Consider the following 25,234-nt stretch of genomic DNA (forward strand, 5'->3'; position numbering starts at 1 on the left):
GAGTGCGGCGCGCTCGTTTGAAACAGTACCGGGTATGAAACGCTGTGTGCGCGGTCAAGCGACGCGCACACAGATTCTGCTGCCTGCTTAGTTACCGAAATAGATGCTCTTCGGGCCGCTCATCGGCTCCTTCATGCCGCCCGCCTGGGTCGATCCGCTCATCGGCGCGCCGTAACCGCTGGTATCAGCGGTCCGCTGGGTTTGCGCTACGGCCGGATTTTGCGCTTGCACGCGCTGCTCGGCGGCCTGGACGTCGGCCGGATAATTCGGGTCGCTCGCAGTCGATGGGTTATAGCCCGCGTGCTCCAGCTGGATCAGTTCGCTACGGACTTCCGCGCGGGTGACCGGCTGCTGGCTCGACTGCGCGAACGATACGACCGGCGCGGCGACAACGGCTGCAATGGCAACTGCCTTGATCAGCGATTTCATGATGACTTCCCTCCAACGTGGTTTTAACTGCATCGCCGACACCTTGCTGTCCGGCGAATGAATTAAGTCTAGTCACCGCACGGCCAAGGGAAAACCCTTAATTACGAGATAGAAAATTGCTCAGTTCGCAACTATGTCGGGAAATATCGCATAACCACCTCCGTTAGCATGATCTTCCGGGTAACAATTGCCCGGATCATCACCTTTGCGTCTGATATTTGCGAAATACGTCTGATCGAAGAAAGAATTCGCCCGCCCGCAGGCCGAAACCTCCGAATCGATCTACGCGCGTAGCTGCGACGTCATGCGCCCGAATGCGGAATCGTCAGTAGCTTGCGCGGGCCGCTGACGAACGCGCTGCCCGGCTCGAAAAATCGCAACGGCCGGTGCATCTCGCGCGACAGGCCGATGCGCGTCGTCACGCCGATCGGTGCGTCGCCAGTCTCGATCACGCCGATCCATAGCCCCCGCCCCGTACACAAATCGCGGCCGTCGAACGCCTGGCCGATGCCGAACGCCACCGTCAGCCGACCGGGTCCGCGCGCGAGATCGCGCAGCGGCACGCCGGGACGGCGCGCTTCCATCAGCGCGAGTCCTTCGAGCGGTTCGATCGCGCGCAGCAGGATGCCGGCGCCGACCTCCTCCGCTTCGGACGACATGTTGAGCATGTAAGACACGCCGTAGGTCAGCCGCACATAAGCATGACCGCGCGCGAGGAACATCGACCCGTTGTACAGACGACGTCCGATAAACGCATGGCTCGTCGAGTCGCCGAGCGGATACGCCTCGGTCTCGACGATGCGTCCGCTCAGGCGTCCTTCGGGCAGATCGTGCACGAGATATTTGCCGACCATGAAGCGCGCCAGTTCCACGGTATCGATCGGCAGATCCTCGCGGCGCAACGGTCGGATCGGAAGAGCTTCGTTTCGCATGCGCTGGGTGTCCTTGAGTCGGTGCTGAAATCGGTGCTGAAACCTATGGCCTCGCGACAAGCGAGCAGTCGCCCCACTCCCACGTCATCGACCGGTTGCGATCGACAAATTCGTTGTACCGAAGCCTCATTTTCTGCGCCATGGAAGTCAACATGGCACCAATTGTTGTATTGTGATCATCCGGCCGGTCACACGGCCGTTTGCATGTTTCGGCGCGCGCTTCGCGGTCGCTGAAACCGCGTGTCGGCTGAAAGCGTTCGCAGACTGCTGTACCTGTTCCATTGGCAATGAATCCCGCTGTACCCGCTGGTGTAAAAAAATCGACCCCATCCGGGGATCGACGTTCTACGACAACAGGAGATGGTTGAATGAAAGCATTCTCGGCAATCAAGATGATCGGCGGCGCGCTGGTCGTTCTCGCTTCCCTCAACGCGTACGCGCAAAGCAGCGACGCGGCGGCGACCGCAGCGCCGGCGGCAACGGCACCGACCGCCAAGCAGACTCGCGCGGCTAATCGTGCGCTGCAGAAGAAGGTCCGCGCGGCGCTCGCGCGTACGAGGGGCCTGACCGTCGGCAACATCACCGTGCGCGCACGCGACGGCGCCGTCACGCTGGAAGGCTCGGTGCCGGAACAGGCTCAGATCGAACTCGCGACGAACGCCGCTCAAGGCGTGGCAGGCGTGACGTCGGTGAAGAGCGCACTGTCGATCCGCGCGATGGGCCAGTAATCCGGTCGAACGGCCGAAGAAGTTGCGCTAATAGCAGCAAGCTGGCGTCGACGGCGGAAAGCTCCGCCGCGACGCCAATTCCCCTCCGATCCAGCGCTCGACACCATTTCCTCACGGTGCGGCCATCGCACCGTCCGACGCGGCGATTCCCCGCACCACCGAAACCGCGATATTTTTAATGCGCGACGCGCGTCGCGATGACGACCCGACCGCGTGGCGACGGCTTCTCGTAACGAGTTATCTCCAATAATTTAATAGCTTAACGTCACTAGTTAAGATATTACTTCAAGTTCACACACGCACCGAAAGGAAGGCCGCATGACTTCGTCCGCGACCGTCTTGCCTCGTTGGACTCTCGTCGCGCCGATCGTTAGCTGGATCGTGCTCGGCGCCGCCTACGCGATGCCGGGCAATACGCTGCTGCTCGCACTGGCCGGCGTGTCGCTATGCGCGGCCGTGTTTGCCGCCGTGCATCATGCCGAAGTGGTCGCGCATCGCGTCGGCGAGCCGTTTGGCACGCTAGTGCTCGCGGTCGCCGTCACGGTGATCGAGGTGGCGCTGATCGTCTCGGTGATGCTGACGTCCGGTCCCGAGAAAGCTGGCCTCGCGCGCGATACGGTATTCGCGGCCGTGATGATCGTCTGCAACGGGCTCGTCGGGCTGTGTCTGCTGGTAGGCGGCATCCGCCATCTGGAACAGGACTTCCAGAGCCGCGGCGCGGCGGCCGCGCTGGCGGTGCTCGCGTCACTGTCGGTCCTGACGCTCGTGATGCCGAATTTCACGACCACCAGCCCCGGCCCTGTCCTGTCGCCGTCGCAGCTCGCGTTTGCCGGCGTGTCGTCGCTGGTGCTGTATTGCGTGTTCGTGTTCGTGCAGACGGTGCGCCATCGCGACTACTTCCTCGCCGGCGTGCCCGACGAAGACGTCCATGCCGAGCCACCCGGCGCGCGCCTCGCAGCCATCAGCGGCGCGCTGCTGCTCGTGAGCCTCGTCGCGGTCGTGCTGCTCGCGAAAGTGCTGTCGCCGGTGGTCGAGTCAGCGGTGCTGAGCGCGGGCGCGCCGCCGGCGGTGGTCGGTATCGTGATTGCGTCGCTAGTGCTGTTGCCGGAAGGACTCGCGGCGCTGCGCGCAGCGCGCGCCGACCGTCTGCAGACCAGCCTGAACCTCGCGCTCGGCTCGTCACTGGCGAGTATCGGCCTGACCATTCCCACCGTCGCCGGCGTGTTCCTGTACATCGGTCAGCCCATCGTGCTCGGCATCGATGGCAAGGACATGGTGCTGCTCGCGCTCACGCTGGTGGTTGCCACGCTGACGCTCAGTACCGGTCGCACGACGATTCTGCAAGGCGCCGTGCATCTGTCGCTGTTCGCGGCTTATCTGTTTCTGTCGTTCGCGCCTTGACGCGATGCCTTATCCGGCACGGGCGGACGGCAACCTCACTCTTCCCAATGCTCGGCGATCCAGTCGCGGAACAGATTCAGCTTCTGCTGTTGCGCGACTGAGTCCGGATACACGAAGTAATAGCGCCAGCCGGTCTTCAGCACGGTATCGAACGGCCGCACGAGGCGCCGGGCAGCGACGTCCTCGTCGATAAGCGCGAGGTCGCTGATCGCGACGCCGAAGCCCTGCGCGGCGGCGTTGGTCGCCATGTCGAGCGTATCGAAGCTCGGGCCGAGCTCCGCGTCGATCGTCGCGGCGCCCGCCGAATCGGCTTCCGCGACTTTCGCGAGCCACATCTTCCAGTCGCGGTGATCGCGCGTCGGATGCAGCAGCGTGTGGCGCCCGAGATCGGCCACCTGCGCGAGCGGCTTGTCCTTCAGCAGCTCGGGCGTGCAGACCGGCGTCAGACGCTCCTCGAACAGCGACACCGCCTGCACGTCCGCACCGGGCGACGAACCGTAGATGATCGCCGCGTCGAACGGCTCGCTCTGGAAATCGACGTCGTGCTGCCAGGTGGTCGTGATCTGCACGTGCAGATCGGGATAGTCGGACTGGAAGCGCATGATCTTCGGCAGCATCAAGCGCATCACGCAGGTCGGCACCTTCAGCGCGAGATCGGTGCGCTGCCTCGTCAAGCGCAACGACATTTCCTCGATCCGCGCGAAGCTCTCCTTGACCGCCGGAAGCAGCATTTCGCCCTCGGCGGTCAGCGTCAGCCCCTTTGCGTGCCGCTTGAACAGCGGAAACTTGTAGTACTCCTCGAGCGCGATGATCTGCCGGCTGACCGCACCTTGCGTCAGGCACAGATGATCGGCGGCACGCGTGAAGCTGCGATGGCGCGCGACGGTTTCGAAAATCTGCAGCGCGTTGAGCGGCGGTAGGCGTCGCATCGGATGTCCAGGATCAGAAAAAATCATTGCGTGGCTGCGGCAGCGCCCCTCGCCGCCCTGCCCGTCAAGCCCACAGCATACGCGATCGGCTATGCGCGCACGAGCAGGCGCGCGGGCAAACCCGCATGCGTTCGACTCATGGCATGCGTGAAAAACGCCCGTACTGAGGAATGTCGCACCGGCGCGGTGCAAAAAAGCCTTCAGCAATCGCACCAGAACCGAGCTTTCCTCATACCTCGACGCACGCTGGAATTCCTCAGCCAGTTATGGACGTTAACCCGCATACGCCATCGCCCGTAGCTTCCCGGCGCGTCGCCAAATCGCTTGCCACCGCGTTCGCTGGCGGCGAGCCATGAGCGTACGTCATGCCATCCATGCGCATATTTCGATTGTTGCGTGATTTTGGCAAACCTACAGTGCATCCACGCACGGTATATCCGGCAGCGGTCACGGTGAATCATGGGCAATGGGCGTTCAACAGAGGAGACCGCCATGCAGCAGATCAAACGGGGTAGAAGGCAGGCCATCAAGACGATCGGTACGGCGCTCGCGGCATCCGCGCTGCCGATGCCGTTCCTCAATCTGCGCGCGCAGGAGCACAACTTCAGCGGCAAGACGCTGCGCATCCTGACGTGGTCGGACGATACCGGCACGGCCGCGCTGCGCAACATCGCCGCGACCTTCACCGCGAAGACCGGCGCGAAGGTCATCGCCGATCGCGCCGACGGCACCTCCGGCATGGTCGCCAAAGTCAAGGCAGCGGGCGAGCGCCCCACCTATGACGTGATCACGCTCGCCGGCGTCGGCGCTTCCGGCCTCGCCGACGCGGGCCTGTTGATGAAGCCCGACCTCGACCGCCTGCCGAACCTGAAGGAAGTCGCGCCGCCTTACCGCACCGGCGCGAACGGCTTCGGCGTCGGCTATCTGCTGTGGTCCGACGGCCTCATCTACAACACCGCGACGGTCAAGACGCCGCCTTCGTCGTACGAGGCGCTGTGGGACCCGAAATACGCCGGCCGCGTTTTCCTGCCGCCGCCCGAGTGGGCCGAAGCGGTCGATCTCGCGATCATCGCCGCGAAGATGAACGGCGGCTCGCAGCAGAACATCGAGCCCGGCTTCAAGAAGCTCGCGCAGCTCAAAGACCACGTGATGACGCTCGGCGAGAACCCGAACCAGGTTGCCGATCTGTTCCGCACGGGCTCGCTCGACATCGGCGGCATCTACTCGCCCGCGTTTTTCCCGGATCAGATCCGCAAGCCCGAATACAAGATGGGCGTGACCTACGGCATGAAGGAAGGCTTCGCGACGCAACTGATGTTCACGGTCATTCCGAAAGCGCATCCGGGCGACACCGACCTGATCCACGCGTTCATCAATCACTCGCTCGACGCCGGCGTGCAAGGCCGCATGGCGGCCGATGTGCTGAACGGCCCAGTCAACTCGAAAGCGATGATTCCCGCCGAAAGCCGCGCGTTCGTGCCGAGCCCGCAGCAAATCGCCGAGAAAGCCGTGCTGCATGACGACAAGGCGCTCGCCGCCGTGCAGCCGGCATGGATCAAGCGCTACACCGAGATCTTCTCGGCGTAACCACGATGCTCGCGCGCTTCCCGCGGCGTGCCGCGATGATGCCGGACGAAGCTGCGCCGGGCCCGACGCCCGGCGGCGCTGCTTCCGCTTCCGCAGTCGTCGAGACGGCCGTGACCGACCCCGCTGCCGGCGCAACGACGCTCGCGAAAGCGCGCCCGTGGCTGCTACTTGCGCCGATCCTGCTGTTTCTGGCGATACTCGGCGCGGCCGCGCTGGTCGTGCTGCGCATGAGCTTCGGCACGTCCGGCAACGAATGGCGCAGCTTCACGCTGCAAAACTACGCGGACCTGCTCGATGGCTACTTCCTGAAGTCGTTGTGGCTGACGATGCGGCTCGCGTTCCAGAGCATGCTGTGCGCGGTCGTGCTCGCGATTCCGGTCGCGCTGGCGATGGCGCGCACGACATCGCGGCTCGCGCGCCGGCTGCTGCTCGCGGGTGTGCTGCTGCCGCTGCTCGTCAATCTGCTGCTGCAAGGCTATGGCTGGCTCGTGATCCTCGGCCCGGCGGGTTTGCTCAATCACGCGCTGCTCGCGAGCGGACTCGTCGAGCGTCCGGTAATGTGGCTGTATCGCGAGCATGGCGTGCTGCTCGGGCTGATCCAGACCGCGTTTCCGCTCGCCGTGCTGCCGCTGTCCAGCGCGATGCGCGCGGTGTCGATCTCGTACGAGGAAGCCGCCGCGACGCTCGGCGCGACTCGTTGGCAAACGCTGCGTCACGTGCTGCTGCCGCTCGCGATGCCGGGCCTCGTATCGGGCGCGCTGCTGGTATTCGCGTACAACGCGAGCGCGTTCGCGGTGCCGCTGCTGCTCGGCGGCCGGCGTGTGCCGATGCTCGCGGTGCTGGTGCACGATCAGGTCGCGCCGCTCTTGAACTGGCCGGCCGCCTCCGCTTCCGGCGTGGTGCTGATGATCGCGACGCTCGCCGTGATGGCGCTGTCGCAACGGCTCGTGCGCCGCACCCAACGTCTGACCGGGGAGCCTCACGCATGAGCACGCCGCTGCCGACCTCGCGCCTGCCGCGCACCGAACCTCGTTTGCCGCGCTTCCCGCGCCTGCCTCAGACGATGCCCGGCCAGCTCGGCCGCGCGACCGCGCTCGTCGCGGGCATCGTGCTGTTTCTCGCCGCGCTGCCGATCCTCACGATGATCGCGATGTCGTTCAGCGCGGCCGACACGCTCGAATTCCCGCCGCACGCGTACAGCCTGCACTGGTACCGCGCGGCGTGGCACAGCTTCGTGTCACCGGACGCGACCGATACGCTGTCGATGGGCGCCGCGCTGACCACGAGCCTCGTCGTCGCGTTAGCGACGATGCTGATCGCGACGTTGGTCTCCGTGCCCGCTGCGTACGCGCTGTCGCGCTACCGTTTTCGCGGCAAGCCGATGGTCGAGCAACTGGTCGCGCTGCCGCTCGTCTATCCGCTCGTAATGCTCGGCCTGTCGCTGCTGCTGGTGTTCAACGTGCTGCCGGTCGAGCTGGGCGTCGGCCGGCTGATCATCGCGCATGTGATCCTGGCGCTGCCGTTCACGGTGAAGAACTGCGCGGCGTCGGTCGCGTCGATCGGCCCCGAGTTCGAGGAAGCCGCGCTCGTGATGGGCGCGAGCCCCGGCCGCGCGCTCATCGACGTGGTGCTGCCGCTGATGCGCCCCGGCATTCTCGCCGGCATGCTGTTCGCCTTCATCGTGTCGTTCAACGAGTTCACGGTGACGTTCTTCCTGTACAGCATCGACACGATGACGCTGCCGGTATGGCTCTATAGCCGCACGGTGTCGTCGCTCGATCCGACCGTGTTCTGTTTCGCGGTGGTCATCGTCGCGATCGACTTCGCGCTGATCTGGCTGCTCGAAAAGCTGATCGGCGACGAAGGCGTCGCGCTGTGAACCCGTCACCTTGCTGGAGCTTACGATGACCCATCTGACCTTGCAAGCCGTCACGCGGCGCTTCGGCGCCGTGCATGCCGTCGACGACGTCGACCTGAGCGTGCCCGACGGCAAGCTGGTGTGCTTTCTCGGCCCGTCCGGCTGCGGCAAGACCACGCTGCTGCGGATGATCGCAGGCCTCGAAACGCCGACCGAGGGCAGCATCCATTTCGCCGGCCGCGACATCACGCGACTGCCGGCCAATCGGCGCGACTTTGGGATGGTGTTCCAGTCGCTCACGCTGTTTCCGCATATGACGGTCGCGCAGAACGTCGCGTATCCGCTGAAGCTGCGCAAGGTCGCGAAAGACCGGCAAACGCGCCGCGTCGCCGAGCTGCTCGAACTGATCCAGCTGCCGCACATGGCGAACCGGCCGGTCACGCAACTGTCGGGCGGGCAACGCCAACGCGTCGCGATCGCGCGCGCGATCGCTTCGGAGCCGCAACTGCTGCTGCTCGACGAACCGCTGTCCGCGCTCGACGCGAAGCTGCGCGAAGCGATGCAGGTCGAAATCCGCCTGCTGCAGCAACGCCTCGGCATCACGACGATCATGGTCACGCACGACCAGCGCGAAGCGATGACGATGGCCGACGAGATCGTCGTGATGGAGAAAGGCCGCATCGCGCAGGTCGGCAAGCCGCTCGATATCTACCGCGATCCGGTCAGCGAGTTCGTCGCCGACTTCATCGGGCTCGGCAACATTCTGCCGGTGCGGTACGACGGCGCGGGCGTCGTGAGCCTGCCGGGCGGACGGCGCATCGCGGTGACGCCGCACCCGAGCGCGCCGCTCGCCGATGCGCGGCAGCCGGGTGCGGCCGGCAACGCGATCCGCCTGCTGATTCGCCCCGAGGACATCTGCGTGAAGGCGGCCACAGAAGCACCGAACCCGAACCGGCTGCCCGGTACCGTCACGTTCATTCGCGACGTCGGCGCCTCGCTCGAAGCGACGATCGATTGCGCGGGCTTCACGCTGACCGCCGCGACCACGCCGCGCGAAACGCCCGGGCTCGCGCTCGGCATGCCGGTGCTCGCCGAGCTGCCGCCGCACGCGTGCAAACTGATCGCCGCGCGCGCCGCCTGATACCCGAACCCATCACACGGCTTTGCCTGAATAACTACCGTATTACGACAGAGGAACACATCATGAACCAGCGCCCCGCTCTCCAATCGACCCGCCGCGTGTTCGCGACGCTCGCCGCGACGCTCGCGATGACCGCGCTCGGCGCGCTGTGCGCACTGCCGTCGGCCGCGCATGCCGACGCGCTCGACGACATCGCGAAGTCCGGCACCGTGCGCATCGGCGTATTCGAGGACTATCCGCCGTTCGGCTCGATCGGTCCGGACATGAAACCGGTCGGCTACGACATCGACGTCGCCAATCTGATCGGCAAGGCGCTCAACGCGAAGGTCGAACTGGTGCCCGTCACCGGCGACAACCGCATGGCCTTCCTCGCCGACCACAAGGCCGACATGTTGCTGTCGGTCGGCCAGACGCCCGAGCGCGAAAAAGTGATCGACTTCTCGCAACCCTACGCGCCGTACTACCTCGCGGTGTTCGGCCCGAAGTCGCTGCCGGTGAAAAACGCCGCTGACCTCGGCGGCAAGTCGATCTCGGTCGCGCGCGGCACGCTCGAAGACCTGAGCGTGACGAAGATCGCGCCGCCATCGGCGAACATCAAACGTTTCGACGATCCGAACGGTGCTATTTCGGCGTTTCTTTCTGGTCAGGTACAGTTGATGGTGGTCGGCAACGACGTCGGCGCGACGATTCTCGCGCGGCATCCGGCGAACGATCCGGAGCAGAAGTTCGCGCTGTTCAGCTCGCCCGATCACGTCGGTCTGAACAAGAACGAGCCGCGCCTGAAGGCGAAGGTCGACGAAACGATTGCCAAGGCCCGCAAGGACGGCACGATGAACGCGATCTCGCAGAAGTGGCTGCGCGCGCCGCTGCCGGCCGATCTTTGAAACCTGTGGCGTGGCGCCGTGAAGGCCGCGCCGCAATCTGATCCTACGATGGGCACGAGGCCATGACTTACGCGTTCGATTTCAGCGGCTTCGGCCTGTATGCGGGGATGCTCGCGCGCGGCGCCGCCGTGACGCTGGGCCTCACGGCCGTGTCGACCCTGGCGGGTGGGCTGGTGGGGATCGCCGGCGCGAGCGTCGCGGCGGCCGGGCCGAAGTGGGCGCGCTGGCTGGTCGCGAGCTACGTCGAACTGATCCGCAACACGCCGTTTCTGGTGCAGTTGTTCTTCGTGTTTTTCGGCCTGCCGAGCCTCGGCATTCATATCGACGAGATCCAGGCCGCGATTCTCGCGATGACCGTCAATCTCGGCGCGTACGCAATCGAGATCGTGCGCGCCGGCATCGATTCGATTTCGCGCGGCCAGGTACAGGCCGCCCAGGCGCTCGGCCTGCATGGACGCCAGGTGTTCCGCTACGTCGTGCTGCCGCAGGCGCTCGCCAACGTGTTTCCCGCGCTGCTCGGCCAGGTGCTGATCGTGATGCTCGGCTCGGCCGTCGTGTCGCAGATCTCGGTGCCCGACCTGACCTATGCGGCGAACTTCATCCAGTCGCGCAACTTCCGCTCGTTCGAGAGCTACGTGATCATCACGGCGGCCTATCTGCTGATGTCGATCGTGTTGCGGCAGCTGTTGAACCGCTTCGGCCGCGGGCTGTTCGCGGGCCGCGCGGCACGAGGTAACAACAGCCGTAGCGGCAACGACGGCTTGCCGCGCGACTGGCGCAGCCGCCTGATGTGGCGCGGCGCGCGCACCCTGCCGACGGAGCGCTGATCATGGTCGAATTCACGCTGTGGGACATCGCCCGCAACCTGCTGCTCGCCGCACGCTGGACCGTGCTGCTGTCGCTGATCGCGTTCGTCGGTGGCGGGATAGTCGGGCTAGTGCTGCTCGCGATGCGCGTGTCGCCGATCGCGTGGCTGCGCCGCCTCGTCGTGCTGTACGTCGAGGTGTTTCAGGGCACGCCGCTCTTGATGCAGCTTTTTCTCGCGTTCTTCGGCTTGCCGCTCGTCGGCATCGACGTGTCGCCGTGGGCCGCCGCGACCGTCACGCTGACGCTCTATACGAGCGCGTATCTGGTCGACATCTGGCGCGGCTGCGTCGAAGCGGTGCCGCGTGGTCAGTGGGCCGCCGGTGCGAGCCTCGGCATGACGTTCGGCCAGCAGTTGCGCTATATCGTGTGGCCGCAGGCGCTGAAGATCGCGGTCGCGCCTAGCGTCGGTTTTCTCGTCCAAGTGGTCAAGAGCACCGCGCTCGCGTCGATCATCGGCTTCGCCGAACTGACGAAGACCGGCACGATGATCACGAATGCCGCGTTCCGGCCGTTTCCGATCTACGGCATGGTCGCGATGATCTACTTCGCGATGTGTTTTCCGCTGACCTGGTATGCTCGCGTGCTCGAAAAGCGGCAGAAGGTGGGACAGCATCGGTGAGGTGAGGCGATTCGCGGTCTGTAGTTCAAGTCACGGATACGTGCTGCCGGGAAGCAATCTTGATGCGCGAGACGAACCACGCCGCGAGCACGAACCACCCCGCTGCGACGACGAATGCGACGACATAGGCTGGTCCGGCACCGGCAAACGCCTTGACCCATGACAGCATCCACCCGGTCGCGGCAGGGCCGAGGATCTGCGGTAGCACCATCGACACTTGCCAGATGCCCATGTCCTTGCCGCTGGACGCATTGTCTGGCAACACTTGCAGCGCGAGTGCCCAGTCGACGGCTTGATAGGTTCCGTAAGCGGCGCAGAAAACCAGCCCGACTGCGAACACCAGCAACAGGTTTGGATGCAACGCCAGCAGGACAAAGCCGATCGCAGCTCCGGCCATGGTCCAGCTGGTCAGGCGGACGACAGGAACGACGCCGTGCCGGTCGGCGAGCCGTGCGCCCAGCAGGCTGGCCGGGATCGCAAGCACCACGCCGACGCCAAGCAGCCCATTCAGGAGACTGGTCGGATGACGAATGCCGATCACGTCCTGCAGGTAGTACAACAAGAAGGTGAAGATCGACCAGATTCCCATGTTGCCGAACAGACGGGTTACCAGCACCCAGTAAAAGTTTCGGTGCAGGCGTGGATCGAGATAGAACGAGCGCATGAACGCGACGAGTTCGAACCGTTGTCGGGATCTGACAGGTGTCGGCTCGCGCGAGCCGCGAATCGTCAGCCAAAGGCAGAGCAACATGATTGCAATGAACGCGGCAACCGTCGGATACAGGTGGCCCGGCGAATAGAGGACAACGAGCACCACGTTGCCAGTGATCGTGCCGAGCACGGTCATCACGTTGAGCCACGCGCTCGCGCGGTTGGTTTCCTGTTTTGGCACGACATCGGGCACCAGCCCGGCGTACGGCCCCGCCGCCCAGTTCCACCAGAACTGGAGATGCAGGAACGCGAGCGTATACATCGCTACGCTCCCCCCGCCGTTGAATGAACCAAGCCATACCAGTGCAACCGCAATGCCGAACACGCCGGTGAGGAGAAACGGTCGCCGACGTCCGTGTTTTGCAGAGCAGCGATCTGAAAGCGCGCCGGCCAGCGGCGCCACGATCATCGCAATGAATGCGCCGGAAGCAATGACGGAGCCGGCCACGCCTTCCTTCAACGCGGCATCGCGTCCGAGCATATCGGCGACCTGTGCCGGCACGAGCACCGGAACGACCGTCATCCATTGGGTAAAGAGCGCAAACCACAGCGACGCGATCTGTATGTGACTGAGCGTCGACAGGCGAGAAGCCGACGGTGTGACCGACACGTTTCGGGCTTGACTGGGCAGGGTCATGTCGGAAGTCCATGAGCTTCGCGCAGAGACTTCGACGCCGCACGGCGGACGAAAGTCGTGGCCAATTCTGAGAGCCCTTCGGACACGACGGGGGCTCCTATAGGACCAATGCGCCTGTATCGGTCGTGATGCAAATGTCGGCATTGGTCGACGGCGAGTCCATCGACGAAGGCACGGTGTGGCCGTCCCACTATGATAGCTGCCGTCGGTTGGCCCACAACCTGAAACGGCGCGAGGTCGGCAAGCGCGCCTGCGCGCCGCACTTAGCGACCGATCAACGCCCCGCCTGCGTCGACTGCCGCAACTTCGCCACCTCCGCCGCACCGACCGCCGGCGCGCCGTTGTTCCAGCCAGCCCGCACGAAGCTCAGCACGTCGGCGATCTGCTGATCGTCGAGCACCGCGGCGAAGCCCGGCATCGGAAACGGCGACGGCACGCCGTCGATCACGAGATCGCCGGTGCCGTTCAACGTGACGTTGATCAGCGACGACGCGTCCTTCGCGAGCACGTTCGGATTGCCGGCGAGCGGTGCGAGCATCGGCGCGAAGCCGTGCCCGTCGACGCCGTGGCAGTGCATGCAATACGCCGTATAGACGCGTGCGCCGGCATCGTTCGCGGGGCGATCGAGCGACACCTTGGTCGCCTGCGGATCGTACGTATAGGCCGCCGCGCTGGTGCCGCCGGCCGGCGGCAGCGACTTCAGATACGTCGAGACTGCCGCGACGTCCTGATCGCTCATCGCTTGCGTGCTGTTGTTGATCACGCTCGTCATCGCGCCGAACGCCGATGCATGGCGATTCGCGCCGGTCTTCAGGAACGTGCGCAGATCAGCGTCGCTCCAGCGGCCGAGCCCGGTGTTGTGCTCGCCCGTGAGGTTCGACGCGAACCAGCCGTCGAGCAGCGCGCCGCTCAGGAATGCGCTGCCGCTTTCGTCGAGCGCACTTTCCTGGAACGCAATACCGCGCGGCGTGTGACACGACCCGCAATGTCCGAGCCCTTGCACCAGATACGCGCCGCGATTCCACGCGACGTCCTTGCCTGGCTTGTCGCGATACGCACCCTTCTCGAGAAACGCCATGTTCCAGAACATCAGCGGCCAGCGCATGTTCAACGGCCACTTGATGTCGGACTCGCGATTCGCCTGCTGCACTGGCGCGACGCCGTGCATGAAGAACGCGTACAGCGCCTTCACGTCGTCGTCGTTGACCTTCGCGTAGGACGGATACGGCATCGCCGGATACAGGTTGTGGCCGTCTTTCGCGACGCCCTCACGCAGCGCCCGTGCGAAGTCGGCTTCCGTGTAACCGCCGATGCCGGTCCGTGCGTCGGGCGTGATATTGGTCACGTAGATGCGGCCCATCGGCGTGTTCATCGGCAGGCCGCCGGCGAACGGTTTGCCTTTCGGCGCGGTGTGGCAAGCGGCGCAATCGCCGAGTTGAGCGAGGTAAGCGCCGCGTTGCACGAGCGTTTGATTGGCTGCGCCGGTGGCTGCCGGAGTTGCGGCATCAGCAGGTGCCTGGGCGATAAACGGCAATGCGACGCATAGCGCCGCGCCAAGACCCTTCAGCATGTTTTTCATGTCGGGCTCCTTTCGCGTCAGGCGTTGTGCAGTTGGCGGCCAACCGGCAATTGCCGCAGCCGCGTGCCGGTGGCCGCATAGATCGCGTTGGTCAGCGCGGGCGCGAGCGCCGCGGTGCCGGGTTCGCCGATGCCGCCGGGCGCCTCGCCGCTCTTCACGATATGCACGTCGATCGGCGGCGTCTGGTTGATGCGCAGCATCCGGTAGTCGGTGAAGTTGTTCTGCTCGACGCGACCGTCCTTGATCGTGATCTCGCTATAAAGCGCCGCCGTGATGCCGAAGATGATGCCGCCCTGCACCTGCGCTTCGATCGTGTTCGGGTTGACGAACATCCCGCAATCGACCGCGCAGTTGACGCGCTTGACCGTCACTTCGCCCTGCTCGACCGCGACCTCGACGACGATCGCGAAGAAGCTGCCGAACGCGTGCATCACCGAGATGCCGCGCCCTTGCCCCTTGGGCAGCGCGCTGCCCCAGTTGCCCGCTTGCGCGGCCAGGTTGAGCACGTTCAGCGCGCGCGGCGATTTGCCGAGCAGATCGCGCCGGTACTGCACCGGATCGATCTTCGCGTGCGCGGCGAGTTCGTCGATGAAACTCTCGACGACGAACGTGCCGCGCGTCGGCCCGACGCCGCGCCAGAACGCGGTGGGCACCGCGTGCGGTTCCACGCGCACGTAGTCGACCAGCTGGTTCGGCAGGTCGTACGGCAGATCGGCGGCGACCTCCACCGCGTCGGGGTCGAGCCCGTTCTTGAACGCGGGCGGCGCGAAGCGCGCCATGATCGACGACCCGGCAATGCGATGCTGCCACGCGATCGGCTTGCCGTTCGCGTCGAGCCCGGCCGAGATCGTGTCGTAGTAGTACGGTCGGTACATGTCGTGCTGGATGTCCTCCTCGCGCGTCCACAGCACCTTGACCGGCGTCGACACCTGTTTGCCGACCTTCACGGCCTGCGTGACCATGTCGGTTTCGAGCCGCCGTCCGAAGCCGCCGCCGATCAGATGGTTGTGCACGATGATCTTGTCGGCGGGCAAGCCCGTGACCGCGACCGCCGCATCGACGACACGCGTCGGCACCTGCGAGCCGAGCCAGATTTCGCAGGCGTCGCCGCGCACGTGGACCGTGGCGTTGACCGGCTCCATCGTCGCGTGCGCGAGGAACGGCTGCTGGTAGACCGCGTCGACGCGCGACTTCGCAGCGCCGAACGCGCGGCCGACGTCGCCGTCCTTGCGCGCCACCGCGCCGCCATGTTGCGAGGCCGCCGCGAGATCGTCGACGATGCGCTTCATCGATACCTGCGCGCCCGCGCCTTCGTTCCACTTGATGTCGAGCGCCTGCAGGCCGCGCTTCGCGGCCCACGTGTGAGCGCCGATCACCGCGACCGCGTTGTCGAGCTTGATGACCTCGCGCACGCCGGGGATCGTCTTCGCATGCGTATCGTCGACGCTCGCGAGCGTGCCGCCGAACACCGGACAGTTCGCGATCGCCGCGTAAACCATGTCAGGCAAGCGCACGTCGAGGCCAAACTGCGCGGTACCGTCGACTTTCTCCGGCGAATCGAGACGCTTGGCCGGCGTGCCGATCAGCTTGAAGTCCTTCGGGTCTTTCAACGGCACGTTCTGCGGCGCGGGCAGCGCGGAGGCGGCCTGCGCGAGCTGACCATAGCTCGCGCTGCGATTACTGGCCGGGTGGATCACCTGACCGGCCTGCGCATGACAACTCGCCGGATCGACCTGCCACTGCTGCGCGGCCGCGTTGATCAGCATCACGCGCGCAGTCGCGCCCGCGCGGCGCATCGGCTCCCACGCGAAGCGGATCGACGTCGAGCCGCCGGTCAACTGCCCGCCGAGCAGCGGGTCCATGAAGAGCTTTTCGTTGGGCGGCGCGTGATCGAGCGTGACCGTGCCGAGCGGCACTTCGAGCTCCTCGGCGATCAGCATCGGAATCGACGTATAGACGCCCTGACCCATCTCGACCTTCGGTATCACGAGCGTGACCTTGCCGGCGTTGTCGATCTGGATGAACGCGTTCGGCGCGAACACGCCGCTTTGCGGCGCCTCGTTCGCATCGCCGCCGATCACGCTCTTGCCCGCCTTCTGATCCTGGCTCGCGGCCGGCATGCTGAAGCCGAGCAGCAGACCGCCGCCGGCCGCGGCGCCGACCGTCACGCCGAATTTGAGGAAGCCGCGCCGCGAGATGCCGCGCGCATGCCGCGTGTCGGTGTCAGACGGCTGCCCGCCGTTCTGTGCATCGAGCAATCCCTGGGACATGTCAGGCCCCCTTCGCGGCGTGCTTGATCGCCGCGCGCACGCGGTGATAGGTTCCGCAGCGGCAGATGTTGCCCGCCATCGCGGCGTCGATGTCGGCGTCGCTCGGATTGGGATTGCGCGCGAGCAGCGACGCCGCCGACATCACCTGTCCCGACTGACAGTAGCCACATTGCACGACGTCGAGCTCACGCCAGGCCTGCTGCACTTTCTGGCCCGTGGGCGTGGCGCCGAGCGCTTCGATCGTGACGATCTTGCGGTCGCCGACCGCCGCCGCCGGGAACACGCACGAACGCACCGCGACGCCATCGAGATGCACGGTGCATGCGCCGCATTGCGCGATGCCGCAGCCGAACTTGGTGCCGGTCAGCCCGACGAGATCACGCAGCACCCACAGCAGGGGCATGTCTGGCGGGGCATCGACGGTATGGGTTTCGCCGTTGATATTGAGCGTTGTCATGAGCGGCTCCGGGTGGGGATGTTGTTTTGATCACGCGGTTTAGATCGCGACACCGCGCCAGACCGCGGACATGCGCCGGTTTTGTTCGGCGTGTCGCGCTAATAGGCCATGAAATGCGGCCTGTGAGCGAGCGGGTGTCGCAAGAAAACCGGCCGATTGTAGCGGTGTCGAAAGAAGTTCGCTTTGGCGGTGCCAGGCGGCACGTCGCATGCTGTGCGCGGTGGATCGCATGTGTCGGCTGGAGCGATGCGTTACCATCGACGGATCGATCCGTTAGCGTGATCGCGCGACCCGCTGCATCGCACTTCGTGGTGTTGCGACGCACGATTCCGTCGAATCACCTCAGCCGCTGGAGCCGCCGATGAACGACCCGCAATGCACTCAATTCCTCACGGACATTCGCCGACCATTGCTTGCGCTGCACAAGGCGATTCTCGATCACGAACGCGCCGCGTACGAAAAGGAGTTCGGCCCGGTAACGCCGGCGGCATTCCTGCAGGTGCTGATCAACGGCTCGGGATTTCGTTGGCTGACGCCGCTGTCGACGGTGATCGCGAGCGTCGACGAAGTTCTCGACGACGCGGAAGCCGAGGCCGGCGACCGTCTCGCGACCGCCGAGGCCGTGGTCGGCCTGTTCGCGCCCGATCAACCGCACAATCACTTTCTGCCGCGTTATCTGCCGCTCTTGCAGGCCGATCCCGCGATCCTGCATTACCACGGCGAGGTATCGCGGCTGCTGCGCGGAGTGCAAACGACGTAACGGCGATTCGCGCCAGGCACGGCGGCGGCGCGTGCGCTGCCTGCCGGCTCCTGCATCGCCTCACCGTTCATAAACGGCTGCGGGTCGTGGCCGCATGGTTGATTGTCGATACTATTGCGCAGATCGAGAGGAATGCTCTTACATGAAGGTACTTTTGCAATGATTCGTCGACCGCCGGAATGCGCGGTCGATCAAATTACCTGGTTTAGCTGACTAAATCCAAGGTGAGCTTTTCCGGGAACGTGGAAGCTCAGCCGCGCCCCTGCGGCAGATAAGGGAGCGGATCGACCGGCTTGCCGTCGCGCCGCACTTCGAACCCCACCGACACACGCGAGTTGTTCTCGTCGCCCATCTCCGCGATCTGCTGTCCCTTGCGGACGATGTCGCCCATCTTGACCATCAGCTTGCGGTTGTGCGAATACGCGGTCAGAAAATCCTTGTTGTGCTGGACGATGATCAGACTGCCGTAGCTGTTCAGTCCGGTGCCCGCGTACATCACCTTGCCGTCGGCGGCGGCTCGCACCGGATCGCCCGCCTTGCCGCCGATTTCGATGCCGCGTGTTTCGCCGGGCTGGAACGCTTCGACGACGCTGCCCGCGGCAGGCCACGCGAGCGCCACGTTGCTCGCGTGCCGGCGGGTTTCCTGCGTGACCTCGCGGACCTCGGTGGCATCCGGAGCCGGCGCGGCGGACTGTGTCGAAGCTTGCGACGACGTTTGCGCTGTCGCTTGTGACGCACGCTGCGCCGCGGATTGCGCCGCCGCCTTCACCGCGCGCACCGTTTCCGGCGACGCAACGTGCAGCACCTGCCCCGGCTTCAGCCGCGCCGACGCCTTCAATCCGTTCCATGCCTGCAACTGCTTCACGCTGATGTGATGATGCTGCGCAACCCGCGCGAGCGTGTCGCCGCGCCTGACCCGATACACGAGTGGCGGCGACTTTTTCAGCGGCGCGTTATCGCTGGCGCCGATCGACAGCGGCGCGGCTGCCGCCGGGTCGCCAGACGCCGCTCCCGTCGCATTCGCCGCCGGCACGCCGGACGCCGCGTTGGCGCTGGTTGCCGCACCGTTCTGCACATTCGGCTGCCCGACGTTCGCACAACCGCTGACGGCCAGCGCGACCCACGCGCCGGCGAGACTGGCCAATAACGTTCTGTCGAAACGCTTTCTCATCCTGTTCGACTCCTGCTGTATGGATGCGCAAGCCGGATAGCCCGATGCCGCGGACGGGGTGCGCGATCTTCGGCCGCGCGGCCTTCCCGACGGCACGGCGAAGCCGCCCCGTATGGCGCTCATTTCCTGCCTGCTTGCCGATGAAATTTCTCGCGGAATTCTAAAGTGTCGTTTAATAAAAACGCCCTGCCCCACACACTCTGATACAGACGTTACGAGCCGTATTTCCGCGTTACGACCGCACGTGTATTGGGACGCCAACGACGTACACATCACCGCTTCGCCGCGGCGCGTTCAGACTTGTTGACGTTCGACTTATCGGCAGGCGCGAGAGGAACTTGAATAGCCATGCGTTGCGTCGGAGGGCGCAAAAAAAAGCCAGCCTTCGGAATCCGAAGGCTGGCCGATCTGCGTTTGACGGACAGCGAACTAGAACTTATGCCGGATCGCCGCGCGTACGACGACCTGCTTCGACGTCGACGACGGCGACTGCGTGCCGGGGATGAATGCGTAATCGAGGATCGACAGCGTGGAATCGCCGGTGACCTGTTGATAGGCGCCCTGCAGATAGAGGTCGGTGCGCTTGGACAGGTTGTAGTCGGCCATCAGGCCGAATGTATGGATGCGCGGCTTCACGCCGCCGTTCGATGCGTCGTAGTTTTCCATCGTGTACACGTACTGCGCGCCGACGAACAGCACCGGCGAAATCTGATATTTGCCGTTGATCTCGAAGTTCTGATACTTGAGCGAATTCAGCAGCACGCCCGGCGGTGTGACAGGCACGAGCGGCACCAGCGGCTCGACGCCGAGATAGCCGTTTGCGGTCGGCTCCAGGTAGTTCGAGTTGCTATAGACGAAGCCCGCCGTCGCCGGTCCGAACGTATAGGTGATGCCGCCGCCGAACACGCGCAGGCGCGTCGCGACGAAGCCGGCGTCGTTCGCGGTGATCGCCCCGTTCGAGCCGTTGCCCGGATTGTCGGCCTGCAGATAGGCCGCCGCGACCAGCAGCCCGCCGTATGTGTACTGGCCGCCGAAGCTGTAGGCGCGATTGTTGGCGAAGTTCGTGTCGTTGCTGAAGCTGTAGGTGCCGCCGAACTGGAAGCCCGAGATCGACGCGCTCGTGTACTTGACGGTGTTGTCGAGGCGGAACGTGTTGTCGGTGTTGTCGTTGTCGTACGGATGCGAGAACAGCTCGCCGCCCCAATTGCCGTTGGCCGTGGTCTGCGCGAGATAATCGACGACCGAGTCATATTGCCGGCCGAACGTCAGCGTGCCGTACGCCTGTGAACTGAGTCCGACGAAAGCCTGCCGGCCGAACAGGCGGCCGCCCTGCCCGAGCCGCCCAGAATTCAGATCGAAACCATTCTCGAGCTGGAAGATCGCCTTCAGGCCGCCGCCGAGATCTTCGGAGCCCTTCAGGCCCCAGCGGCTTCCCTGCGCAAGGCCGCTGGCGAGTTCATAAACATGGCCGTGGCCGACATTGTTCGTGTAGTTGATGCCTTCGTCGATCACGCCGTACAGCGTGACGCTAGTCTGCGCGGCGGCAGGCGCGGCAAGAACGGCGGACGCAGCAACGGAGACAGCCAGCGCGAACACTTGCTTGTTCATGATGATCTCCCTGCACCTCGAGTGATAGGACAACTCGATCCGGCCGCTTTGTTCTCTTTGCTGTTTATTCTCGTCACTTTCCAGCAGTTCTGAAGACTGCTCCAATGGCTGCTCTTTTCCGGAAATCGTCACACGACATCGTCCGGCCGTCCATGAGTGGATGCGCCAAGCATCGAGAATGTTGCTAATTCTCCACTGCGCGTTGCTGCCTCTTTTTTCGTAACGTCGCTTCAGGTAAACAGCAGCCGCTGCTGCCGGTCCCGCTGCGTCATTGTCATGAAAAGAAATATAATCCTGCGCTTTGCTGCGATGCAACGGAACTCGGCGTCACAGCGAAGGTCATCTTTCACAGCCCGCTGACACGGCCGCCTTGCGATGCCGCTCGAGCGTGGCGAGATGGGCAACAGGCGACGCCAGCACGGATCACCTCACCGCCGCAGCACCCAATCCCATATTAAAAAGCCTTGTGAGACGCCCGCCGCGCTGGATCAGCGCGCCGTCGCACGGGGCTGCTTTTGACGCAAACAATGGCCAAGTCATCTTCCCGCCTGATCGAGCTCGACTTTTTCCGCGGACTGGTTCTGCTGATCATCGTCGTCGATCACATCGGCGGCAGCATCCTGTCGCGCGTGACGCTGCATGCGTACGCGCTGTGCGATGCCGCCGAAGTATTCGTGTTCCTCGGCGGCTTCGCGACCGCTACCGCCTATGCGACGCTCGCCGAGCGGCGCAATGAGACGATCGCGCGCGGCCGCTTCCTGCGCCGCTCGTTCGAGATCTATCGCGCGTTTCTCGTCACCGCCGGGCTGATGCTGCTGGTCAGCGCGGTGCTAACCGCATTCAGCATCGACGGGCCGAATCTCGCCACGACCGATCTCGACGACCTGATCGACACGCCGCTTGCCGCGCTGCGCGACATCGTGCTGCTACGCCGCCAGCCGTACCTCGCGTCCGTGCTGCCGATGTACGCGTTCTTCGCGCTGCTGGTGCCCGCGATCCTGCCGCTCGCGCGCAGCAAGCCTTGGCTGCTGGTCGCCGGCAGCGTCGCGCTGTGGGCCGGCGCACCGGCGGTCAGCAAGTACCTTCCCGCCGCGCCCGACATGCACTGGGACTTCAACCCGTTCGCGTGGCAACTGATGTTCGTGCTCGGCGTGCTCGCGCGCTGCCAGCCGGTGTATCAGCGCACCAGCGCGCATCGATCCGGGTGGCTCGTCAGCGTGCTGGCGCTCGCGGTGGTCGTGGGCGCCGCGTACTACAAGCTCGTTCTGCTGCACGCGCCACTTGCCGCGAGCCTCAAGCAGAACCTGTCCTACCTGCGCGCGGGGAACTTCCTCGCGATCGCGTGGCTCGTCGCCAATCTGGTCGAGCTCGGCTGGGCGAAGAAGGTCGCGCGGCGGCTGCCGTGGGTCGGCGCGATCGGGCGTCAGGGCTTGCTGTGCTTCATTGCCGGCGCGGTGATTTCGCTGGTGATCGACTCAGTGCTCTACGCGGCGACCGATGGTTACCTGAACTATCCGCTCGGACTGCTAGCCGATGCGGCCGCGGTCGGCGCGCTGTTTGCCGTCGCCTTGGGCGTGGAGCCGCTGAAGCGGTTCGTCGGGCGGCTCGTGGACGGGCGGCTGCGGACTTCGGGCTGAAGAACTTTTCGGCAACGTTTCGAGCGCCCTTCGAGCCTGTCCCTGACGTGTCGCGATTCTCGGGGCACTTGACGTACCCCTGGCGCCCGAAGAACTTTGCGCGCATAAAGCGCCGTCCTTCTCTGCGCCGCTTTCCATCTCAAATCTGGCGCCAATGCTGATAGCATGACGGCCGCGCGCGAGTCCCGCGCCCGCCGTCCTTCCCTACTGACATGCGTCGATTCCTCAGTTTCGCCCTCGCACTGCTTGCTTTCGCCGTCGGCGCGCCCGCGTTCGCGAGCACGGTCGCGAGCCGCAGCTTCCATTCCGATGCGCTCGGCCGCGACTGGAACTACACGATCTACCTGCCGGGCGGCTATCGCGCGGACGGTCCGCGCCTGCCGGTGCTCTACCTGCTGCACGGCAATAACGGCGACGCCAACGACTGGCTCACGCAAGGTCATTTGCAGAACGCCGCGGACGCGCTGATCGAGCGCAAGGAGATTGCGCCGGTCGTCATCGTGATGCCGCAAGGCGGCACGGACTGGTACGTCGACCGCAAGGAAAAGATGGAGAGCGCGTTCTTCGACGATCTGCTGCCGGAGATCGAAACGCACTACGCGGTCGCGACGCAGCGCGGAGGCCGGATGATCGGCGGCGTGTCGATGGGCGGCTTCGGCGCGCTGCGCTACGCGCTGACGCGGCCCGAGATGTTTTGCGGCGCGCTGCTGCTCAGTCCGGCGATCTACTCGAACGAGCCGCCGCGCGCGTCGGCGGCGCGGCGGGTCGGCGTGTTCGGCGAGCGCCAGTTCGATCCGCGCGTGTGGCACGAGCTCAACTATCCGGCGCAGTGGGACCGCTACATGAGCCAGGCGTATCGCCTGCCGATGTTCATCGCATCCGGCGACGACGACCTCGACATCCAGGCCGACGCGTCGCTGCTGTATACGCATCTGCGGCTAGCGGGCAATCCGGCGGCGTTGCGCATCATCGACGGCGGCCACACGTGGGACGTGTGGAGCGCGCTGTTGCCCGCCGCGCTCAAATACACGCTCGGCTGCGTGAAGCCGCCGGCGCAGGAGCATCCGTCGAATCAGCGCCCTTGAGCCGGCGCGGCACGCGAGGCGCACGGCCGCCCAGCCCCGAGTCCCTCGACACCCGCGCTACTCCACGAGATCGGTCCACAGCACCATCAACACCGTCATCAACGCGGGGCCGATGAAAATCCCCAGCAGCCCGAACGTCTCCGCGCCGCCGAGAATGCCGAACAGCACGAGCAGAAACGGCAGGCGCGTCGAGCTGCCGATCAGCACCGGCCGCACGAAGTGCTCGGCGACGAACACGACGACCGCGCCGAATACCAGCAGCCCAGCCGCCGCGACCATCGAGCCCTGCACGAGCAGCCACAGTGCCGCAAGACCGAACACGATCGGCGCGCAGAACGGCAGCATCGCGGCGATCGCCGTGACGAAGCCGAGCAGCGCCGCATGCGGCATCCCGGTCACGAAGTAGGCGACGCCAAGCAACAGGCCTTCGCCGACGCCGACCACGATCAACCCCGACACGGTGCCGCGCACCGCGGTACCCATATGCGCGACGAGGTCCGCGCCGCTATCGCCGAAACCGCGTCGCGCGGCCTTCAGCAGCGAGCCGGACAGCCGCGGCCCCGCCTGAAAAATCACGAACAGCGTGACCAGCATGAACGCGAACACCATTGCCGCATGCGCGGCGCGCGCGCCGAAATGCCGGCCGAGCGTCATCACCGTATTGCTGTGCAAGCCTTTCATCGCGGCCGAGTCGCGCAGCGGCTGAGCAAGATTGGCCTGCCACCACGAAGTGATCTGCTGCGCGCCGAACGGCAGACGGTTGATGAAGTCCGGCAGCGCGATGCCGTTCTCCTGCACGCTGCGGAACCAGTCGTTCAGTTCGTGCGCCTCGTGCAGCGCCTGGGCGATGCCGAGCCCGACGGGCAGCAGCACGAGCACGGCGATCACCAGCGTGAAGACTGTCGCGAGCAAGGTCGCGCGCCCCTTGAACCAGTGGCTGCCCGCCACCTTGTGCAGCAGCGGCCACAGCGCAATCGCGACGACCCCGGCCCACGCCACCACCACGATGAAATCGCGCACCACCCACAATGCGAGCAGCGCGAGCCCGATATAGAGCACGACCGATGCCGCCTTCTGCTTTTTCAGGCGCTCGGCGGCGACTGACGACGCTTCGGGAGAGTTGGGAGGGACTGCGGGAGGGCGTGGAATCATGTGAACTCTTTGTTTTTGAACGGTGCGCGCGCGAGCCGACCTGAAAAATTCAAACCCGCTACACTGACGGCTCAGTTCGCGGCCCGACATTCGACATCTTAAAGGAAGCGTTGCCGCTCCTTTCCGGGCCCCCTCCTCGTCGCGCCACAGGCAACACAGCGTTGCAAAAATGGGCGTTATTAAAAAATCACATAAAAACCCGCTAGCAATGCCTGTCTTTTAGGCGAATCGCAAATGTCAAGTCTGATTATTGCTAATTCCGGAACGGTGTTTCAACGGTGACACAATGGCTATCCGGCGCGCACGGGACTAAATTCGGCACTCCACAATACGGAGCCGATGATGACCCTGGAGTCCATCCCCCTCGACGGTAGCAATGGCGTACGCATCGAAATTCTCGAGAGCTCCGACACGACGCTGGTGATCCGCTGGGTCGAGCCGGGCCGCTGCCACTACGGTGAGCAGCGCTGGCGCCGTCGCTCGGCGCATTCTTCCGGCACCTGCGCGGTGTCGCGCCGCAAGATCCGTCGCGGTGACCCGGTGTTCAAGCCGGCCGAGCGCCCGGCGCCGTCGAATGCGTCCGCGATGATCTGCGCGGAAATCCTCGAACCGCTGCTTGAAGCGGCCTGACGCACGGAACGTTCCCGAGTCCCGCGAACGAAGCGCGGGTTTCAACCGGTTGTTCCCGGGTCGATCTCCCTACTGTCCACGTGCCCTTACCGACCGCGCGCCCAGCGGCCGCGGCATCGCAAAATGCGGCGCCGCGCCCGCCCCGCTGCTGGTTGCCGCCCC

23 protein-coding genes are annotated in these 25,234 nt (G+C 65.0%); 13 read left to right on the forward strand and 10 right to left on the reverse strand.

Annotated features, from left to right (window positions below; genetic code table 11):
- Positions 1–87: 87 nt before the first annotated feature.
- Together OKW44_RS06680 and OKW44_RS06685 are read right to left on the reverse strand one after the other, a co-directional pair.
- Positions 88–429, reverse strand: a complete 342-nt coding sequence (locus tag OKW44_RS06680) for a DUF4148 domain-containing protein (protein WP_018420893.1) — start codon at positions 427–429, stop codon at positions 88–90.
- Between the two features lie 302 nt (positions 430–731).
- On the reverse strand, positions 732–1,361 hold the full coding sequence (locus OKW44_RS06685) for a DNA-3-methyladenine glycosylase (RefSeq protein ID WP_018420892.1): 630 nt from the start codon (positions 1,359–1,361) through the stop codon (positions 732–734).
- Between the two features lie 368 nt (positions 1,362–1,729).
- Here OKW44_RS06685 and OKW44_RS06690 point away from each other — a divergent pair, with 368 nt between their 5' ends.
- Both OKW44_RS06690 and OKW44_RS06695 read left to right on the forward strand, forming a co-directional pair.
- On the forward strand, positions 1,730–2,089 hold the full coding sequence (locus OKW44_RS06690) for a BON domain-containing protein (RefSeq protein WP_018420891.1): 360 nt from the start codon (positions 1,730–1,732) through the stop codon (positions 2,087–2,089).
- Between the two features lie 318 nt (positions 2,090–2,407).
- A complete protein-coding gene (locus OKW44_RS06695; protein ID WP_018420890.1) occupies positions 2,408–3,490 on the forward strand; it encodes a calcium:cation antiporter in 1,083 nt (360 codons plus the stop codon).
- 35 nt (positions 3,491–3,525) lie between these two features.
- On the opposite strand, the gene OKW44_RS06700 is transcribed toward OKW44_RS06695, so the two are convergent.
- Positions 3,526–4,419: a LysR substrate-binding domain-containing protein gene (locus tag OKW44_RS06700; RefSeq protein WP_018420889.1), complete on the reverse strand. Its 894-nt coding sequence runs from the start codon at positions 4,417–4,419 to the stop codon at positions 3,526–3,528.
- 492 nt (positions 4,420–4,911) lie between these two features.
- Between OKW44_RS06700 and OKW44_RS06705 the strand changes: the two genes are divergently transcribed.
- The 7 genes from OKW44_RS06705 (at position 4,912) to OKW44_RS06735 (ending at position 11,375) form a co-directional block, all read left to right on the forward strand.
- Positions 4,912–6,006 (forward strand): ABC transporter substrate-binding protein, encoded by a 1,095-nt coding sequence (locus OKW44_RS06705; protein ID WP_018420888.1) that lies wholly within the window; start codon positions 4,912–4,914, stop codon positions 6,004–6,006.
- A gap of 5 nt (positions 6,007–6,011) precedes the next feature.
- Positions 6,012–6,995: an ABC transporter permease gene (locus OKW44_RS06710; protein WP_018420887.1), complete on the forward strand. Its 984-nt coding sequence runs from the start codon at positions 6,012–6,014 to the stop codon at positions 6,993–6,995.
- Positions 6,992–7,885, forward strand: a complete 894-nt coding sequence (locus OKW44_RS06715) for an ABC transporter permease (protein WP_018420886.1) — start codon at positions 6,992–6,994, stop codon at positions 7,883–7,885. The genes OKW44_RS06710 and OKW44_RS06715 overlap by 4 nt, the downstream gene beginning before the upstream one ends.
- A 25-nt stretch (positions 7,886–7,910) precedes the next feature.
- Positions 7,911–9,005 carry an ABC transporter ATP-binding protein gene (locus OKW44_RS06720; RefSeq protein ID WP_018420885.1) on the forward strand — a complete coding sequence of 365 codons (1,095 nt, stop codon included), beginning with the start codon at positions 7,911–7,913 and terminating at the stop codon, positions 9,003–9,005.
- Between the two features lie 62 nt (positions 9,006–9,067).
- On the forward strand, positions 9,068–9,889 hold the full coding sequence (locus tag OKW44_RS06725) for a transporter substrate-binding domain-containing protein (protein ID WP_018420884.1): 822 nt from the start codon (positions 9,068–9,070) through the stop codon (positions 9,887–9,889).
- Between the two features lie 62 nt (positions 9,890–9,951).
- Complete coding sequence (locus OKW44_RS06730) at positions 9,952–10,716, forward strand: amino acid ABC transporter permease (RefSeq protein WP_018420883.1); 765 nt, start codon at positions 9,952–9,954, stop codon at positions 10,714–10,716.
- 2 nt (positions 10,717–10,718) lie between these two features.
- A complete protein-coding gene (locus OKW44_RS06735) occupies positions 10,719–11,375 on the forward strand; it encodes an amino acid ABC transporter permease (RefSeq protein WP_026225876.1) in 657 nt (218 codons plus the stop codon).
- Between the two features lie 25 nt (positions 11,376–11,400).
- Here OKW44_RS06735 and OKW44_RS06740 read toward each other — a convergent pair whose 3' ends face one another.
- From OKW44_RS06740 to OKW44_RS06755, 4 genes are all read right to left on the reverse strand, one after another.
- Complete coding sequence (locus OKW44_RS06740) at positions 11,401–12,723, reverse strand: MFS transporter (protein ID WP_018420881.1); 1,323 nt, start codon at positions 12,721–12,723, stop codon at positions 11,401–11,403.
- A 274-nt stretch (positions 12,724–12,997) separates the two neighbouring features.
- The gene (locus OKW44_RS06745; protein ID WP_018420880.1) at positions 12,998–14,302 is read right to left on the reverse strand and encodes a c-type cytochrome; all 1,305 of its coding nucleotides are present in this window, start codon (positions 14,300–14,302) and stop codon (positions 12,998–13,000) included.
- Between the two features lie 17 nt (positions 14,303–14,319).
- Positions 14,320–16,572: a xanthine dehydrogenase family protein molybdopterin-binding subunit gene (locus OKW44_RS06750; RefSeq protein ID WP_026225875.1), complete on the reverse strand. Its 2,253-nt coding sequence runs from the start codon at positions 16,570–16,572 to the stop codon at positions 14,320–14,322.
- A gap of 1 nt (position 16,573) precedes the next feature.
- On the reverse strand, positions 16,574–17,029 hold the full coding sequence (locus OKW44_RS06755) for a (2Fe-2S)-binding protein (protein WP_018420878.1): 456 nt from the start codon (positions 17,027–17,029) through the stop codon (positions 16,574–16,576).
- Between the two features lie 361 nt (positions 17,030–17,390).
- On the opposite strand from OKW44_RS06755, the gene OKW44_RS06760 reads away from it, so the two are divergent.
- Entirely contained in the window at positions 17,391–17,789 is a 399-nt protein-coding gene (locus OKW44_RS06760; RefSeq protein ID WP_018420877.1) for a hypothetical protein, read from the forward strand.
- A 250-nt stretch (positions 17,790–18,039) separates the two neighbouring features.
- Here the strand turns inward: OKW44_RS06760 and OKW44_RS06765 are convergent, their stop codons facing one another.
- Positions 18,040–18,960 carry a peptidoglycan DD-metalloendopeptidase family protein gene (locus tag OKW44_RS06765; protein ID WP_018420876.1) on the reverse strand — a complete coding sequence of 307 codons (921 nt, stop codon included), beginning with the start codon at positions 18,958–18,960 and terminating at the stop codon, positions 18,040–18,042.
- Positions 18,961–19,389: 429 nt separating this feature from the next.
- A complete protein-coding gene (locus OKW44_RS06770; RefSeq protein ID WP_018420875.1) occupies positions 19,390–20,568 on the reverse strand; it encodes a porin in 1,179 nt (392 codons plus the stop codon).
- 527 nt (positions 20,569–21,095) lie between these two features.
- Here OKW44_RS06770 and OKW44_RS06775 point away from each other — a divergent pair.
- Together OKW44_RS06775 and OKW44_RS06780 are read left to right on the forward strand one after the other, a co-directional pair.
- Positions 21,096–22,205 carry an OpgC domain-containing protein gene (locus OKW44_RS06775; RefSeq protein WP_018420873.1) on the forward strand — a complete coding sequence of 370 codons (1,110 nt, stop codon included), beginning with the start codon at positions 21,096–21,098 and terminating at the stop codon, positions 22,203–22,205.
- Between the two features lie 212 nt (positions 22,206–22,417).
- Positions 22,418–23,290 carry an alpha/beta hydrolase gene (locus OKW44_RS06780; protein WP_018420872.1) on the forward strand — a complete coding sequence of 291 codons (873 nt, stop codon included), beginning with the start codon at positions 22,418–22,420 and terminating at the stop codon, positions 23,288–23,290.
- A 57-nt stretch (positions 23,291–23,347) separates the two neighbouring features.
- Here OKW44_RS06780 and OKW44_RS06785 read toward each other — a convergent pair whose 3' ends face one another.
- On the reverse strand, positions 23,348–24,442 hold the full coding sequence (locus OKW44_RS06785; RefSeq protein ID WP_026225874.1) for an AI-2E family transporter: 1,095 nt from the start codon (positions 24,440–24,442) through the stop codon (positions 23,348–23,350).
- A gap of 342 nt (positions 24,443–24,784) precedes the next feature.
- Here OKW44_RS06785 and OKW44_RS06790 point away from each other — a divergent pair, with 342 nt between their 5' ends.
- Positions 24,785–25,072 (forward strand): DUF3331 domain-containing protein, encoded by a 288-nt coding sequence (locus OKW44_RS06790; RefSeq protein ID WP_013091570.1) that lies wholly within the window; start codon positions 24,785–24,787, stop codon positions 25,070–25,072.
- Positions 25,073–25,234: the final 162 nt, after the last annotated feature.

Origin of the sequence: Paraburkholderia lebeckiae (assembly GCF_050436325.1) — a bacterium.
Lineage (GTDB): Bacteria > Pseudomonadota > Gammaproteobacteria > Burkholderiales > Burkholderiaceae > Paraburkholderia > Paraburkholderia tuberum.